Here is a 16194-nt window from a genome sequence, read left to right on the forward strand (position 1 = left end):
CGACAATGCTGAGAACTCAAAGTAAATTCAAAAATAATACAATCTGTTGGGTGGTATAAATGAGTTTAAAATCTAGAGAACGATTTTTAAGTAAACAAGAGACCGAGAAAGAAACTAAGTCAATAGCATCAGTATTACTGCAGGCTGCAAAATCGAGCGATTTCTATCAATTTTCATTATCTGAAGAGCAGGATATTACAATTAGTTACTTTAAAAGTATGGTAGATGCAGATAAAATAAATAACCTTTTACTTCCGTCACTACAAGAACATATTAAGAAAATTAGTAATATTAATGATGTGAAAAAGTTGATTCCTTTCGAGGATGTCCAAATTACAAATAACCCACTAGATTTAGAAAAAATGTTAATAAAAGGATATGTAATTCTTGAATTCAAGTATTTCAAGCGTTTTTTGACGATAAACTTAGAAAATTCAAAACTTGGTTATCGTGAGAATAATGATACAGATAATGAATTTAGTGTAATTGGACCAAAAGTTGGATTTGTTGAAGACCTTAGTACTAATCTCCATTTACTTCGAAAAAAAATTGCTGCACCTGAGTTAGTTTTTGAGGAAATCAAAATAGGATCAATGTCTAAAACAGAAGTAGTTATTGCATATTTGGATGGAATTACGAATCCAGAATATGTTCAAACTGTTCGTCAACGTTTGGAAGATATCGACTTCGACGTTATTTTTGATAACTCACAAATTGATCAAATTATTTCAGATAACTCGAATACTCCTTTTCCTATTTTTTTATCTACTGAACGGACTGATCGGGTTGTATATGCGATGATTAGTGGGCAAGTTGCTATCCTATCAAATGGATCGCCTTACATTATTACTGGACCAACAACCATATTGGATTTTTTCATTTCTCCTGAAGATTATTATCTGAATTGGGTACTTGGTTCGTTTTTTCGAATCATTCGCATTATGAGCGTTATTTTCTCATTGTTTGCTACTCCGATATATGTAGCAATATTAACATATCACTATGAAGTTTTACCTGATGATTTATTGCAACCTCTAATTAGTTCAAGAGCACATGTTCCATTTCCTCCGATTTGGGAAGCCATTTTTTTGGAAACTACTATTGAACTGTTGAGAGAGGCAGGAGCCCGCTTACCGACAAAAATTGGACAAACATTGGGGATTGTAGGAGGTATTGTAATTGGCCAAGCTTCTGTACAAGCAGCACTAACGAGTAATATTTTACTTATCATTGTATCACTGTCGGCACTTGCTTCTTTCACAACACCTATATTTAAAATGTCAAATGCAATTCGACTATTGCGGTTTCCACTTATTTTACTAGCAGCATTTATGGGAGGTTTTGGAATAATAATAGGATTTATTCTTCTGCTAGGGCATTTATTAAAACTTAAATCCTTAGGAAATCCATATATGGTTCCCTTGTATCCTTTTAGAATAAAAAGCTTTAGCGATAGCTTTATTCGGTCATCATATCAGTTTACAACGACTCGAAGTAGATTTTTAAGACCTCTTTCACTAAAAAGATATAATCCTAATAAAGCTAAGGATGAACGTAATAATGAATAATATAAATCGAAAAAATATATGCTTTTTTTGTGTTTTTTTTCTACTTTTATTGTTTGTATCAGGTTGCTCTTTTCCACGGCAAAAAATTATTGATGAAGTGCAAATTATATCAGTTTACGGTTTTGACAAGGTCGATAAAAATTTTGTTGGAACGGCACTTTATTCTGATTTTACCCAAGTAGAAAACAAAGGGAGCAATATTTTACAGGGTAGTGGTAAAAAATCCCTATTAATTAAACAAGCTTTAAATGAACAATCCCCAAAACCGATTGAAATGGGCAAGTTGAACCTTCTAGTCTTTGGAAAAGAACTAGCTGAAAATGGGGTGTCGTATTTTGTTAAGGCGGTTTGTAGGGACCCCTTGATTGGAAGTAATGCTATACTAGCGATTTCAGAAGAACCAGCAGGAGAATTATTAAAGAAAAACAAAGAGAAAGACAGCAACTATATCTATAAATTAATTGAACAAAATTATAGGACTCAATTTGTTCCGCTTCCAACTTTGCATAGTTTTTTATTCGACTACTACGGAGAAGGTAGAGATGCTTCAGTACCATATATTAAGATAAATCAAAAAGAAAATATTGAGGTAAACGGGCTAGCAGTATTTAAGAAGGACAAACTTGCTCTTATTTTAAATCCAAAAGAAAGCTTACTGTATAAAATATTAAGAGGAAGAGTAATTAGAGGTCAAACAGAACTTAATATACAGAAAGGGCAGAAAATTGATTCTGCAATACTAACGATTTTAAGCGGGGAAGAAAAAAAATCAATTAAAGCTAATAAGGCAAAAACAAAAGTGAAATTTGATATTACTCTAAAAGGGATGGTAAAAGATTATCCAGAATGGCTAGATTTAATGAAAAGAAAAAATAATGTATTTTTAAACAACCAATTGGAAAAACAGATGAAAGTAGATTTTGAAAAACTATTATTAACCCTTCAAAAACATCAAGTCGATCCTTTAGGTATAGGTGATTTAGCAAGAGCACATTCAAAAAAATGGAACGAAAAGGAGTTTTATGAAAAGGTGTATCCTGCTGTTGAATATGATGTGAATGTAAAAGTAGTATTATTTCAATCTGGAATTGGTGAATAAAAAGTGAAGGAGATCGTCTATGAGTAAACAATTAAAAGAAAGTCTGACAGTATCTCCCTTTTTTTTATTATTTCTTATACATAGTACTCAAACCGGAGTTGGCTTGCTGAATTTTCAAAGTAGTATCGTAAAAGGAGCGGGACAAGACGCATGGGTTTCAGTCTTAGTAGTTGGTCTCTCTTTTCATATCATTATTTGGTTAATGTATTACTTGTTAAAGAAATCAAATAATGGAGATCTTATGTCTTTACACCAACAATTATTTGGGAAATGGATAGGTAACGTATTAAATATTTTTTTTTATGTATACATGCTTTTAGTAATTACTACTATAATTAGGTCCTACATAGCAGTTCTTATTACTTGGGTTTTTCCTTATTTTCCAATTTGGCTCTTATCACTTATTTTGCTTTTTGTTATCACATATTTGGTCTTTGGGGGATTTAGGGTCATTACAGGAATATGTTTTTGGGGAATAATCATTCCTTCAATCTTATTGTTTACATTTTACTTTCCATTGAAATATGCTTATTGGACAAATTTATTACCTGTTTTTAATCATAGTATAGGTGACTTTTATGTTTCAGCAAAGAATTGTATCCTGATGTACTCTGGACCTGAATTCTTACTTATTTACTTTCCGTTTATTAAAAATAATCAAAAATCTCAAAAATGGGCACATATTTCACAAGCGTATACAACCATTTTATACCTATTTATTACATTCGTTTCATTTGGTTATTTTAGTCATGGCCAACTTAGACATATAACTTGGCCAACCTTGATGATGTCAAAAATTATTCGCTATCCTTTTATAGAAAGATTTGAATATGTATATATTTTTTTATGGCTCTTAGTAATTCTTCCTCCTTGCTGTATGGCATTATGGGGAGGGTTTCGAATTTTAAAAGAATCGTTTAAATTTAAATCTAGAAAATCTTTATGGTTTTCTATAATTATTGTTCATTTCATGGTGATCAGTGTCAAAAGTAAATTGGATGTTGAGAGAATAGGAACGTTCATGACATACGTTACCTCTAGTTTTCTTTATTTTTATATACCAATTTTATTTTTGTTATTGCTTGTTTATCAAGCCTTTAAAAAAGCCGGTCGATTAGGTGGAAATTAGATTGAAATATAAATTGAAATGTTAGAGGATTTTTTTAAATGTGACGAATTATTGAATTTTTACCAGAAATAGGATTAAGTTAACTAAAGTTAACATAAATTCACATTAAGTTCACATCTTTTAATTATAATGACTTCATACTTAATTAAAAATTAAATTGAAAGAAGGCGGACTAAATGGAAACCATTAATACAAATACCGTAGATGAGATGCAAAAAATTGAAGAGAATCTTAAAAAATATAACTGGGTCTTAATCTTAATAACAGTGATCACGATTCCATTTATCGTAAGTAACTTGTAAAAGACATTAGTATATATACTATGTCTTTTTTTATTTTACTAACTCATGAAGCTATTATGAGTTAGTAAATTTCAACATTTTGCCTTTAAATTAGCTTATTGGGCCTAAGTTTGTGGGTTACTTTTATCATCGTGTTTTTAATCCATTGTTTTAACAACATATATATGTTATATTTACGCCAATACTTATTAAATGCGTTTAATAAGTTGCTTAAGGTGGTGATTTTAGTGAGTGAAATTATTCCAACTCCAAGTTCTATGAAGAAAGTAATCCTCCGTGGTATTCGTTCTACCCTTTTAAAAATAGGTAGTGCAACAAAAGTTGAACTAAGTCAAATGTTAGAAATTAGTTTCCCGACAATTAGCAAGTTTTTAGCAGAGATGGAAAAAGAGGGAGAAGTTTGTTTAGTCGGTCTAGATGATTCTAGTGGTGGAAGGCGAGCAAAAAGATATTCTTACAATCCTGAACATATGTTAGGCTTGGTCATATTTTTAGAAAGAACAGAAACGAATTTTATTGTTTTTAATTGTGCGGGTGAAGTAAAAGAAAAAGGTAATGCGCCTAGTGCTCTATTAGAGAATAGTTTAGATTTTTTAACTGCGACGATTGAAAATATAATGACCAATTATCCAAAAATAAGTTCAATGTCAATTGGTGTGCCAGCAGCGGTTGATCATGGAAAAATATTTTATATCCCGGGATACGAGCAATTTCAAAACATTAATTTAAAGGAATATTATGAGGAGCATTTTTCAATTCCTGTCGTAGTAGAGAACGATATGAATGCCGCGGTTCTTGGTTTTCACAATTATAGAGGGATAAAAGAAAAACAATCCCTTGTTTATTTGTATTCAGGTCAAAATGGACCAGGTGCAGGAATTATGGTAAACGGTGATGTTGTCCGAGGAAGTACTTTTTTCTCTGGAGAGGTTTCATTCGTTCCTCAATATGATGACAAAAATTTTGGGAATGCATTAAGAAAGGGAAAAAGAAATAAAACGCTAATAATTAGTGAGGATCATGAAATAGATGCAATTTGCAGGTTAATAGCCTCATTTGTAGCTATTATTAACCCTCATATTTTCATTTTTTGTAATGATGAAGTTGATAACACAATCTTAGATAAAATTAGTATTTCCAGTACAAATTACATACCTTCCGAACATCTTCCATCACTTACGACGAGTGATTGGAAACAAGACTATTTATTTGGTTTACAAAGTCTTTGTCTTAAACTAATGATTGATTGAATAATTTAATCAGGTATGGCTGCATTTAATTTTTTGCGCGTACAAATAGCTAAATGGAATGATTAGTTTATTTAGGGGTGTGATCTTCTTTTAATAGTAAGATTTAGTCATAAATAATATTTGGGAGTGAAATATAAATGAAAATTGAACATATTGCGATATGGGTTAACGATTTGGAAGGGATGAAGGACTTTTACCAGACTTATTTTAACTGTAAGTCAAACGATAAATATCATAATATCGAAAAGAAATTTGAATCTTATTTTCTTACTTTTGAATCTGGCGCACGTTTAGAGATTATGCGAAAGGATGGGGTAAATAAGACGAATCATGGAAATCAATTTGGTTGGGCTCATATTGCAATATCCTTAGGAAGCCAGGAGAAAGTTAATCAGATGACAAACAAGTTTAAAAATAGTGGATTTACTCTTATTGATGGTCCTCGTGTCACTGGTGATGGGTACTATGAGAGTGTAATAAAAGACCCAGAAGGTAATCTGATCGAGTTGACCGTATAATACTAGAATAATAGAAAACTTAACGTACTTGAATGGCAACTTATTAAATGCGTTTAATAAGTTTTTGTTCGACACTTTTTAAATGTCTTTAATAAGTTTTTTACTTTATTTATTAATCTTTTAACCATTAATTTAACTAGGAGGTCATGTATGCAATATTCATTAAATAATCGTCAAATTCAATTATGGCGTGTAGCCGTTTATTTTATTTTTGCATTGTCTGGATTTGCTGCAGCATCGTGGGTATCTCGAACGCCAGCAATAAGGGATGCTCTTGGAGCAACAACAGCAGAGATGGGAATAATCATATTTGGGCTTGCAGTAGGTTCAATAATCGGACTTACAAGTGCAAGTTTTCTTATTGCTCAAAAGGGCGGACGTTTTGTCATGTTATTAGGTCTATCGGTAGCATCAATTGGGATCTTAATTGTCGGAATCAGTAGCTCATTACTTGCAAATAGCATAATACTATTTTTGGGCTTAAGTGTCTTTGGTTTTGGGCAAGGAATATGCGATGTAGCGATGAATGTAGAGGGAACAGCAGTTGAGAAAGCCGCTAAAAAGTCACTTTTAACAGGTTTTCATGCCGCTTTTAGCTTAGGTACGCTTCTTGGAGCATTAATTGGATCAATCATGATTAAATCAAATATTTCTGTAGCGATTCACATGTCAATTACTGCTGTGGTAATCGTTTTAATTACTTTTTATTTATACCGTTTTATACCTGCTGACACTGCAAAAGAAGACAATAGTGATTCAGATAAAGCTAAGAGAAGTAAAGAACATTTGGCTGTTTGGAAAGAGCGACGAACAGTTATGATCGGTATTATAGTTCTTGGAATGGCTTTTGTTGAAGGATCAGCAAATGACTGGTTACCACTTATTATGGTTGATGGGTACAAAGTTACGCCAGCTATGGGTTCATTCGCATACGGTTTATTTGTAGGTTCAATGACTATAGGACGTGCAGCTGGAGATAAATTACTTGACCGTTTCGGCCGCGTTATTATATTACGATCTTCAGCGCTTTTTGCGATTGCAGGACTGATTATCGTTATATTGGGTAAAAGTTACGGGGTAGCAGCTGTTGGAATTGTTTTATGGGGACTTGGAGCAGCATTTGGATTTCCAGTAGGAATGTCTGCTGCAGGAGACGATCCACACAGAGTTGCTGCAAGAGTAAGTGCGGTATCGACGGCTGGGTACTTAGCATTTTTAGTAGGACCACCATTTTTAGGGGTTATTGGGGAACATGTAGGTTTACTACGAGCCCTAATTTTCGTCCTTATCGCTGTAACCATCTCAGGATTACTTTCTAAAGCAGCTACTCCTATAAGTAATCAAAATAAAGTAGAATTAGAGAATGTAACTAATTCAATGAAGTAGTAGTATATGAGTATTAGCTGGCCGCTTTGAATATACTCAAGCTTAAGATGAAAATTATAGAATCATACTGTAAAAAAATCCTTATACGACTCATATCTATAAGGATTTTTTGTGATTCGACACTTGGCTAAATGTTTCACATAAAATCATTAAAACGACAATCACACAATCAATTGAAAAATGATTTAACGAATATTCTCATATAAATCCTGTATTTGAAGGCGTACACATGATTAAACATAACTGGATTTAAAATTAGATTTGAATTAGATTATAGATTTCTTACAAATTATTTACAATTTTGAAACATTTATTTGCTATAATTTTTCCGAAGACAATATTGACATTTTACTATATTGAATTTAGAGGTGAAATTATGAAAAATAAGATTAAAAGATTATCAGTCATTACGATTAGTAGTTTCCTATTATTATCTGGTTGTATGGTAGTTAATGCTCAAAAAAATGAAAGTACGGCTAATAATACTGGATCTACTATAAAGAAAAATGTAACTGTTTCAAAAACTGACCCAGTCCTTGTTGAACTAAATAAATTAACGCTTAAAGAAAAAATCGGTCAAATGATTATTGCTGGTTTTGATGGTACAACATCGAGTAATGCAGATACACTTTTAAAAAATTATAAATTAGGCGGCGTAATACTTTTTGGAACAAATATAAAAAGTCCAAGTCAATTAGTAACATTAACAAATGATATAAAAACATACAATAAAAATAACAAGGTTCCTTTATTTATATCCGTCGATCAAGAAGGCGGTAGGGTAAATCGGATGCCTTCCACTGTTATTAATACACCAGCTGCTAGAACAATTGGAAATAAAAATAATGTACAATACGCTTATAATATAGGGAATATGATTTCAAAAGAACTATCATCATTTGGATTCAATACTGACTTTTCACCAGTATTAGATATTCAAAGTAATCCTAAAAATACTGTAATCGGAGATCGTTCTTATGGTACAAATTCAAGTACCGTTTCAAAAATTGGTGAGGGAATGATGGAAGGAATTAGAAAAGGAAACACAATTCCTGTTATTAAACATTTCCCTGGGCATGGGGATACTTCAGTAGATTCTCATTTAGAACTTCCAATCGTGAACAAAGACTTATCAAGTTTGAAGAAATTTGAGTTAGTTCCTTTCGATAATGCAATCAAAAATCATGCAGATATGCTGATGGTAGCACACATTTTAGTAAAAAAAGTAGATTCTAAATATCCAGCTTCCATGTCTAAAGCAGTGATAACGGATCTTTTACGAAAACAATATGGGTATAATGGAGTCGTAATAACTGATGATATGTCAATGGGAGCTATAGCTAAACACTATAACTTAAGTAATGCAGCAGTAACATCTATTAATGCCGGAAGTAATATTATTTTGATCGGACATGGCAATCAAAATGTTAAAACTATTTATAATAGCATCTATTCAGCTGTAATAAATCACAAAATATCAGAAGACACAATTAATAAAAGTGTCTATAAAATTCTATCTTTAAAACAAAAATATAAACTAAATAATAATAAAGTTCAGCCTGTTAATGTGACAAATTTAAATAACGAAATTAAGAAAGCCATTTCTATACAGAACACCATTTTAAAAAGTATTTCAACAAACGCTAAAGAAGGAAAAATAATCAATGCAGAATTTAATGTAATGAATTCAACTGTTGATTCAATAAAGAATAAATGGGGTAAAGAAGACAGTAGCATATATGTGGCCGCTGCAAAAGGTACTTATAACACATATACAAAAAGAAATGTAGTAGTTGGTTATCAAAAAGGTCATCCTATATTTGAATTACGTTCTTTTGATCCTCAGTTAAAGTATTTAACTATTACGAATGTAAAAAATTACTTTGGTTCACCAAGTTCAGAAGTTACTACCTCAAATAACGAAAAAATATTAACTTATTCTAGTGGATCATATAAACTTAAATTTGTTTTTCCTTTAAAGAATAAAAATCTAATTTTAGACCATTATTCAATTTATAATCCTAAAAATGTTAAAAACTAAATGTAAATTAAAAAGAGCTAATCGGCAAATATCCGATTAGCTCTTTTTTCTGTTGAGAAACAGTGTTGCATCAATTATTTCATCTTAGAATCATTGATTAGCTTCTCAATATTTTCATTTCTTTCTCCGCCATCAGAAAGATCTTCTGAAAATTCATGGTCTGCTTTTTTACCTATTTCATGATCTGCTTTCTTACCTAAAAAAAGCTCAGATGAACGAATTGTGCTAGATGGCAAATTATTATTTGCTGCTGCTTGTTCATTCCATTTAGTCATATTATCACCTCTGTAGATTAGTATTAGAATTTGTTCATGAATTTATTTAAACGAAAATTTTTCTTTTTTCAAAAACAACAAATTGAGTTCTTAAATAAAAAGGAAAATGTAAAAAGTTATTAATTTTAAAATGTTACTGTTTTGTTACCAATGTGATATTGAGTAACAAAGCCTGATGTATTACCTTTACATGAGTACATAAATTTTTTTATAGACGATTTGGTTTTAATTTAATTAATGTGAAAAAGGGTGAATTGTAATGTTTTATTTATTAATGGCTGCTGTAACTTTATTAGGGTACATTCTGTTAATTCTACCTGTATATGTATGCGCAATATTTCTTTTAGTTGGTTCATTGTGCTCTTTTATTGCAATTTATATTGAATTAACGATTTTAGAGAAAAAAGTAAAATCTGATTTATTATAAGCTATCTAATTAATAGGAAAATAAATAACTATTTTTAGTTAATAACTAAAATGTAAATATAATCATATGCTAAAAAGAGTGTAGATTTTTTAAAATTCTACACTCTTTTTCATTCGTTTAATCATTACAGTTCCTCTTGTTCAAACATATATCCATATCGAGGCACAGAAACTATCAATTGACCGTATTTACCTAATTTTTTACGTAATCTATATAAAAGGGTATTAATTTCTTCCCGTCCTACATCAGGCTGGTCAATATCATTAGACATTCGTTCTGGCCAAACATTTATTTTAATTTCGCTATAGCTAACTGCGCTATTGGCTCTTTGATATAACAACAAAAATAATTCTGTATCTTTACTAGTTAGATGGATTCTCACGCCATCAATTAAAATTTCTCTCTTAACTATATTCACAGTTAAACCCTTGAAATCGTTTATGTGTTTATCTAGGATTAACGGCATTTCAAGTGTGTCTCCAAGGTTCTGCTCTGATAGATTATGAAAAATAAGTACAGCGGCACCACTTGCAAGACTGATACAATCGCCATCACGAAGGAAAAATGGTTTGTTTTTCTCTATTAAAATATGATTTACTTGTGTACCATGTTTACTCATGAGATCAACGATTGTGTAATTTTCTTCTTTATCAAAACTAATTAAAGCATGTTTTCTTGAAATATATTGACTTGTAAAAGGAATATCTGGGAATTCATTATCCCACGTACGCCCTAGCAATGTTTCATTATATGTAATAGGAAATCTATTCTGGTTTGTGGCCGTTTCTCCTTGTTTGATCGAAAGATACACGTTTTGAATACTCATGAAGTTACTCCTTTGAAAACTAATCTAGTTAAACCAAATAAAGAGTATATCATATGCCGCTAATTTGTAAAGATAATTCATTGTTTATTGTGTCTTCTAAAAAGGATAAAAGTAGGAACTAGAATATTAGCTTTTAAGAAAATAAAGGGTACTTCAATTTCAAATGTTAAATTAATATGATAGAGGTTTGTTATCAATTTGTTATTAGTCACAAATAAAGAAATTATGTCATTGCTAGATTGAATGTTAAGTAGATGATTTAGAGTTAACATTAAAAAGAAAATTATATTTGTACTATAAATCATACAATTATATAATTGTGTGAAAAAAGGATGGGTATGATGTCGATTAATTCTTTCGAAAACTATCCGATGAGCTGGAAGCCATCGATTGATAAAAATAAAAAGCCCATCTATCAGGCGATAGCATGGCAATTGGAAGAGGATATTTTAAATGGAGTTTTATTACCAGGAACAAAACTTCCCCCACAGCGTGAACTGGCCGATTATTTAGATTTAAATCTCAGTACCATTTCAAAAGCGTTTAAAGTGTGTGAGTTAAAGGGGTTGTTAAGTGCAACGGTTGGAAGTGGAACATTTGTATCCTATGATGCTTTATCGAATGCGTATTTACTTGAAGATACTAAACCGAAGCATTTAATCGAAATGGGCGCAACACTTCCATACAATGCTTCATACGAGCCATTAGTACTCAAACTGAAAAATATGCTGCAAGAGACAGATTATGAAAAATGGTTTGGGTACGGTAGAGCAGGAGAAAGCATTTGGCAAAAGGATGCAGCGATCAAGCTAATCCGAAGAGGTGGATATGAAACGACAGTTGATCATATTTTATTTGCAAATGGGGGGCAAAATGCGATTGCTGCAACACTAGCAAGTCTTTGTAAGCCTGGTGATCGCATAGGTGCTGATCATCATACTTATCCTGGATTAAAAACGATTGCAGCACTGCTTAGTGTGCAAATTGTGCCAATTAAGTCAGAGAATAATGAAATGAGTCCAAATGCCTTTGAATATGCGTGTAAACATGACAACATCAAAGGTATTTATTTGATCCCAGATTATCATAATCCAACAACTACTTGTATGTCTGTAGAGAATCGCAAAAAGATTGCATCAATTGCTAAAATATATAATCAGTTCATCATTGAAGATGCGGCATATAATTTACTCAATGAAAAACCAATTCCAGCAGTAGCATCCTTTGCACCAGAACAAGTTATCTATATTTCGAGTTTATCGAAATCAATAGCACCTGGGTTACGGTTAGCCTATGTAGCGGTACCGAGTCGATTAAAAGAGTCAATTTCAAAGGCACTTTATAATTTAAATATATCAGTTTCTCCGTTATTTTCAGAATTAGCGGCACGTACGATAGTTTCCAATGAATTTGAAAACATCATTAAGGTTCACCAAGATGAAGCGATACTTAGAAACAAAATCGTAAATAAACATTTGTCAGAATATACTTGTTTAGGTTCTGAAACAGGTATATTTCGTTGGTTGCTATTACCGGGAAACATAACTGGTGCTGAATTTGAAAAATTAGCTGCACAACAAGGTGTACAAGTGTATGCGGCAGAACGTTTTGTCGTTGGAAATAGTTGTCCAGAGCGGGCTGTTAGGGTTTCAATCAGTGCAGCAGAAACCCATGAAGAGCTTGAGCGAGGATTGATTATTCTTAAAGGTTTACTAAAAAATCTTAATTAAAATTACTTAGGTAACGCTTATCATAAAATTGTGTGCCATACAATTATAATGTTGTATGGCTTTTTCGTGCATGTTAAGATGTTTGAAAATATGGTGAATTATATGAATAGAAATAGTTTTATAGAATGATTGGTTTAATGATTATAGGTTAGCGAATAATAATTTTAGAATATGCTTAAATGTAATCACTCACAAATTATAAAAAAAGGAATGGTTTTAAGTGGAAAATAAATTTTCTAATCGAACTGAATTAGTAAACTCATCTGAGACTCGTGAAATATTGAAAGTTACAGAAAGACCCGAAGTTATTTCTTTTGCTGGTGGTCTGCCTGCACCAGAGCTATTTCCTGTTGAAGCCCTAAAGGTTGCATGCAATGCAGTATTGAATGAACAAGGTGCAGCTTCACTACAATATAGCACGACTGAAGGATACATACCTTTAAGACAAGCAATTTGTCAAAGGATGGGTACACTTGGAATTCATCCTAATATTGAAAACATTCTTATAACATCAGGATCCCAGCAAGCAATCGACCTTACTGGAAGACTATTTATCAATGAGGGAGATACGATTATTTGTGAAAGCCCAACCTATCTTGCTGCAATCAATGCATTTAAGTTATACAATCCTAAATTTGTTGAAGTAGCGATGGATGATGATGGAATGATTATGGAGGAGCTAGAGAAAAAATTACAAGAGAACTCTAATACAAAATTTATTTATACGATTCCAGATTTCCAAAATCCTACTGGCCGTACATTAAAACTAGAAAGACGCAAAAGAATGATTGAACTTGCTAATCAATATGATGTGCTGATTATAGAGGATAATCCTTATGGAGCTATAAGGTTTGCTGGTGTGGAGCTTCCTCCTGTGAAATTTTTTGACACAGAGAATAGAGTAATTTATTTAAGTACCTTTTCAAAGATTTTTACACCAGGTCTTCGTCTTGGGTGGATTTGTGCTGACGAATCTTTCATTGAAAAATACGTTGCTTTTAAGCAAACTGCCGATTTACATACAGATAGCTTTGCTCAAAGAATTACAGCGAAGTATTTGGAGCTATACAATATCGAAGAACATATCAATAAAATCAAAGTTGTTTATAAAGAAAGATGCACAACTATGTTATCTTGTATCAAAGAATATTTCCCAAAAAGTATAAACTATAGCACGCCAGAGGGTGGATTATTTATTTGGGTTGAACTTCCAGAACATGTTGATTCTGGGGAATTATTCACTAAATGTTTGGAAAATAATGTTGCGTTTGTTCCTGGAGCTCCATTTTTTCCAAATGGAACAAAGAAAAATACTTTACGATTAAATTACTCGAATATGCCTAAAGAAAAAATTTCAGAAGGTATAAAGCTATTAGGAGAAGTATTGCATCGTGAATTAGAAAAAGAAACTACGCTTATATAATTCAGGTAAGACAGACGAAGAAACAAAGTCATTTTTTTTAATTTTAAAAAATGAAATTTGAAAATTTTCCTCAACCATAAAAAGATATATTTTCATATAGGGAAGCTCAAGCAAAATGGAGAAATATTAATAGGAATGACCTTTTCATAGTTTCGTTTATACAACATAGACACTGTCAGAAGGAGAAGTATGAACCATCCTGTGATCACATAGTGAGAGCGGGTTTAAATGACCTGCTGAAAGGAGTACTAAAATGAATTTGTCCTTTGATCACCTTGTTTGGTTCTTTAAGAAACCTGAAGAAGCAATTTTACCTTTAAAACAAAAAGGAATTCATGTTGTGAACGGAGGCCGACATAAATCTTGGGGAACATATAATACTCTAAGTTATTTTGGCTTAAATTATATTGAATTTTTAGGAATTGAAAATTTATCAATCGCGGAAAAACATGATGAAAATCGATTGATTACCCAAATCGTTGAACAGCTTGCAAAAGAAAATCGAGAAGGTCCTGCGACCATAGCGATCCGAACAAATCAAATTGAAGAATTAGCAATAAAGCTTAAATCAGAAGGACTTAAAGTATACGGACCTCTTACTGGAGAGAGAATTCGTGCTGATGGTCAATTAATCAAGTGGTCATTGTTATTCCCTGAATCCAAGGAACAAAAGGTTCTTTTACCATTTTTTATTGAATGGGAAAAAACAGATGAAGAAAGGTATTCAGAACTAGAACACCAAGGCCTAATAGGATCACACGCATTAGGAGAAGCCAAATTAGAAAGTGTTGGTTTTGTTGTAAATAATTTGGAAAAGACTTTAGAAGTTTGGAAGAATTTGTTTGACCTTAAACAAGGTGAAGAGTATATAGATACGGAAATCAATGCACGTTGCAGAATATTAAAATTGAGCGGTACTAATTTATTATTTTGTACACCTTTTGGAGAAGGTCCTGCAGCTAAGATTTTAAAAGAAAAAGGGGAAACTCCTTTCTTAGTGAACATTACGAACACTAATCAAAGTCGTTTTTTTGAAATGTTTGATGGTTATTGGAAGTTTCAATAATTGATTGAACGATGTTGAATAAAATATACATTTTACATAAGTTTGAGAGGGGCAGCAGAGCGACTCTTATATGCATTTGTAAAAGCGTCAAATTCCTGCTAGAATCCCGGTTTGACGCTTTTTTCTTCTATTAATGAACATGGACAGTTGGAAAAGGATTTTTAGAGAATAAGTAATACCTCCCTCCTAAGTAACTGAAAAATTCACGGGAAGATTTTTCAGAAAATTCTTTCTTTTTTCATTTCATTTTTATAATATTTGTTTACACTTAACAAGAAAGAAAGCTTCCAATCAGATCGTGGCATATGGCTCCGGATTTTTGCAGCAATTAGTGCTTGGCTTTCAGTGTCCACTGGGCCAGAGAGGGTGTTGATAATCGAATTGGTGTAATTGCTACACCATTTAAGGCAGGATTAAATGATTGCTCATGCACCAGATTATTCTTCAGGAAAAGATCCCGTAAAGCTAGTAGGGTATGTTGCATGTAATGTCATATAAGGACAGTAGAAACTGTCCAAAAGAATTAATTTTGAAAATGTGAAGACCCTGAGAATAATCTAAGGGCTCTTTACATTTTTTTATTGAATTTATTATACCCCAATAGGTATAAACGTTTAATAAAAATAAGCGGCATTATCATGAGGACTACTAATAAAATTAATTATTGTCATTGTTGGAGTTGCTAGAGGGAATAAATCTGAAACAAGATTTAAAAGACTAAATGAAGACGCAGAAATCATATTAATTGAACGTGGTTAAAATTTTTATTTGCAAACTGCTACAAATGAATTAAGAAGTAGACTACGTGAACATCAAAAATTAAAACTACTTGTAACGGATAAAGAATCACTAAATGAGCTTCCTTATTGGTGAAAAAAAGCAGTGCATATCATTTTAAAACCTGAAAAAAATTAGAATATCATCAAGTTCTATATAAGAAAGAATTGATAAGGAACCTCATGAATAAAAGGCAGCTCATCATTTTTTGTGCGCTGCTTACATTTAAAAAGAGCTTTTTAGATTTAAAAGTAATTTATTGACGACATACCCCATAGGGTATATAATCACTTTTGTAACATACTATTTTTTGTAAGTGAGGTATCAAGTTGTTTCTTATTTTCACATTAATTATGGGTCTAATCTTAAGAAAATTT

14 protein-coding genes are annotated in these 16194 nt (G+C 31.9%); 12 read left to right on the forward strand and 2 right to left on the reverse strand.

The window, feature by feature from the left end; all coding sequences use genetic code 11:
- Positions 1–59 precede the first annotated feature (59 nt).
- The 8 genes from CN692_RS06430 (at position 60) to nagZ (ending at position 9293) form a co-directional block, all read left to right on the forward strand.
- Positions 60–1568 (forward strand): spore germination protein, encoded by a 1509-nt coding sequence (locus CN692_RS06430; protein ID WP_098118328.1) that lies wholly within the window; start codon positions 60–62, stop codon positions 1566–1568.
- Entirely contained in the window at positions 1561–2667 is a 1107-nt protein-coding gene (locus CN692_RS06435) for a Ger(x)C family spore germination protein (RefSeq protein ID WP_179865680.1), read from the forward strand. Before CN692_RS06430 ends, CN692_RS06435 begins: the two co-directional genes overlap by 8 nt.
- Positions 2668–2686: 19 nt before the next feature.
- Positions 2687–3796, forward strand: coding sequence for a GerAB/ArcD/ProY family transporter (locus tag CN692_RS06440; RefSeq protein ID WP_098118330.1), 1110 nt, complete (start codon positions 2687–2689; stop codon positions 3794–3796).
- Positions 3797–3972: 176 nt separating this feature from the next.
- Positions 3973–4098 (forward strand): hypothetical protein, encoded by a 126-nt coding sequence (locus CN692_RS26615; protein ID WP_257131813.1) that lies wholly within the window; start codon positions 3973–3975, stop codon positions 4096–4098.
- A gap of 227 nt (positions 4099–4325) precedes the next feature.
- On the forward strand, positions 4326–5348 hold the full coding sequence (locus CN692_RS06445; protein ID WP_373605021.1) for an ROK family transcriptional regulator: 1023 nt from the start codon (positions 4326–4328) through the stop codon (positions 5346–5348).
- Positions 5349–5485: 137 nt separating this feature from the next.
- Entirely contained in the window at positions 5486–5866 is a 381-nt protein-coding gene (locus tag CN692_RS06450; protein WP_098118331.1) for a VOC family protein, read from the forward strand.
- Positions 5867–6016: 150 nt separating this feature from the next.
- The gene (locus CN692_RS06455) at positions 6017–7252 is read left to right on the forward strand and encodes an MFS transporter (RefSeq protein ID WP_098118332.1); all 1236 of its coding nucleotides are present in this window, start codon (positions 6017–6019) and stop codon (positions 7250–7252) included.
- 376 nt (positions 7253–7628) lie between these two features.
- Entirely contained in the window at positions 7629–9293 is a 1665-nt protein-coding gene (gene nagZ / locus CN692_RS06460) for a beta-N-acetylhexosaminidase (protein ID WP_098118333.1), read from the forward strand.
- Between the two features lie 74 nt (positions 9294–9367).
- On the opposite strand, the gene CN692_RS06465 is transcribed toward nagZ, so the two are convergent.
- A complete protein-coding gene (locus tag CN692_RS06465; protein ID WP_098118334.1) occupies positions 9368–9568 on the reverse strand; it encodes a hypothetical protein in 201 nt (66 codons plus the stop codon).
- A 259-nt stretch (positions 9569–9827) separates the two neighbouring features.
- Between CN692_RS06465 and CN692_RS26060 the strand changes: the two genes are divergently transcribed.
- Positions 9828–9995 carry a hypothetical protein gene (locus tag CN692_RS26060; RefSeq protein WP_179865370.1) on the forward strand — a complete coding sequence of 56 codons (168 nt, stop codon included), beginning with the start codon at positions 9828–9830 and terminating at the stop codon, positions 9993–9995.
- Between the two features lie 124 nt (positions 9996–10119).
- On the opposite strand, the gene CN692_RS06470 is transcribed toward CN692_RS26060, so the two are convergent.
- The gene (locus tag CN692_RS06470) at positions 10120–10821 is read right to left on the reverse strand and encodes an FHA domain-containing protein (protein ID WP_098118335.1); all 702 of its coding nucleotides are present in this window, start codon (positions 10819–10821) and stop codon (positions 10120–10122) included.
- Positions 10822–11162: 341 nt separating this feature from the next.
- Here CN692_RS06470 and CN692_RS06475 point away from each other — a divergent pair, with 341 nt between their 5' ends.
- From CN692_RS06475 to CN692_RS06485, 3 genes are all read left to right on the forward strand, one after another.
- Positions 11163–12551, forward strand: a complete 1389-nt coding sequence (locus CN692_RS06475; RefSeq protein WP_098118336.1) for an aminotransferase-like domain-containing protein — start codon at positions 11163–11165, stop codon at positions 12549–12551.
- A gap of 220 nt (positions 12552–12771) precedes the next feature.
- The gene (locus CN692_RS06480) at positions 12772–13974 is read left to right on the forward strand and encodes an aminotransferase-like domain-containing protein (protein WP_098118337.1); all 1203 of its coding nucleotides are present in this window, start codon (positions 12772–12774) and stop codon (positions 13972–13974) included.
- A 253-nt stretch (positions 13975–14227) separates the two neighbouring features.
- The gene (locus CN692_RS06485) at positions 14228–15040 is read left to right on the forward strand and encodes a VOC family protein (protein ID WP_098118338.1); all 813 of its coding nucleotides are present in this window, start codon (positions 14228–14230) and stop codon (positions 15038–15040) included.
- Positions 15041–16194 lie beyond the last annotated feature (1154 nt).

The sequence above is a fragment of the Bacillus sp. AFS002410 genome (genome assembly GCF_002556365.1).
Lineage (GTDB): Bacteria > Bacillota > Bacilli > Bacillales > Bacillaceae_G > Gottfriedia.

What these genes read in the sequence shown, in the direction of transcription:
- CN692_RS06430 (WP_098118328.1), top strand. Translation starts at nt 60, where the DNA reads ATGAGTTTAAAATCTAGAGAACGATTTTTAAGTAAACAAGAGACCGAG.
- CN692_RS06485 (WP_098118338.1), top strand. Translation starts at nt 14,228, where the DNA reads ATGAATTTGTCCTTTGATCACCTTGTTTGGTTCTTTAAGAAACCTGAA.
- CN692_RS26060 (WP_179865370.1), top strand. Translation starts at nt 9,828, where the DNA reads ATGTTTTATTTATTAATGGCTGCTGTAACTTTATTAGGGTACATTCTG.
- CN692_RS06435 (WP_179865680.1), top strand. Translation starts at nt 1,561, where the DNA reads ATGAATAATATAAATCGAAAAAATATATGCTTTTTTTGTGTTTTTTTT.
- CN692_RS06470 (WP_098118335.1), bottom strand. Translation starts at nt 10,821, where the DNA reads ATGAGTATTCAAAACGTGTATCTTTCGATCAAACAAGGAGAAACGGCC.
- CN692_RS06475 (WP_098118336.1), top strand. Translation starts at nt 11,163, where the DNA reads ATGTCGATTAATTCTTTCGAAAACTATCCGATGAGCTGGAAGCCATCG.
- CN692_RS06440 (WP_098118330.1), top strand. Translation starts at nt 2,687, where the DNA reads ATGAGTAAACAATTAAAAGAAAGTCTGACAGTATCTCCCTTTTTTTTA.
- CN692_RS06450 (WP_098118331.1), top strand. Translation starts at nt 5,486, where the DNA reads ATGAAAATTGAACATATTGCGATATGGGTTAACGATTTGGAAGGGATG.
- CN692_RS06465 (WP_098118334.1), bottom strand. Translation starts at nt 9,568, where the DNA reads ATGACTAAATGGAATGAACAAGCAGCAGCAAATAATAATTTGCCATCT.
- nagZ (WP_098118333.1), top strand. Translation starts at nt 7,629, where the DNA reads ATGAAAAATAAGATTAAAAGATTATCAGTCATTACGATTAGTAGTTTC.
- CN692_RS06455 (WP_098118332.1), top strand. Translation starts at nt 6,017, where the DNA reads ATGCAATATTCATTAAATAATCGTCAAATTCAATTATGGCGTGTAGCC.
- CN692_RS26615 (WP_257131813.1), top strand. Translation starts at nt 3,973, where the DNA reads ATGGAAACCATTAATACAAATACCGTAGATGAGATGCAAAAAATTGAA.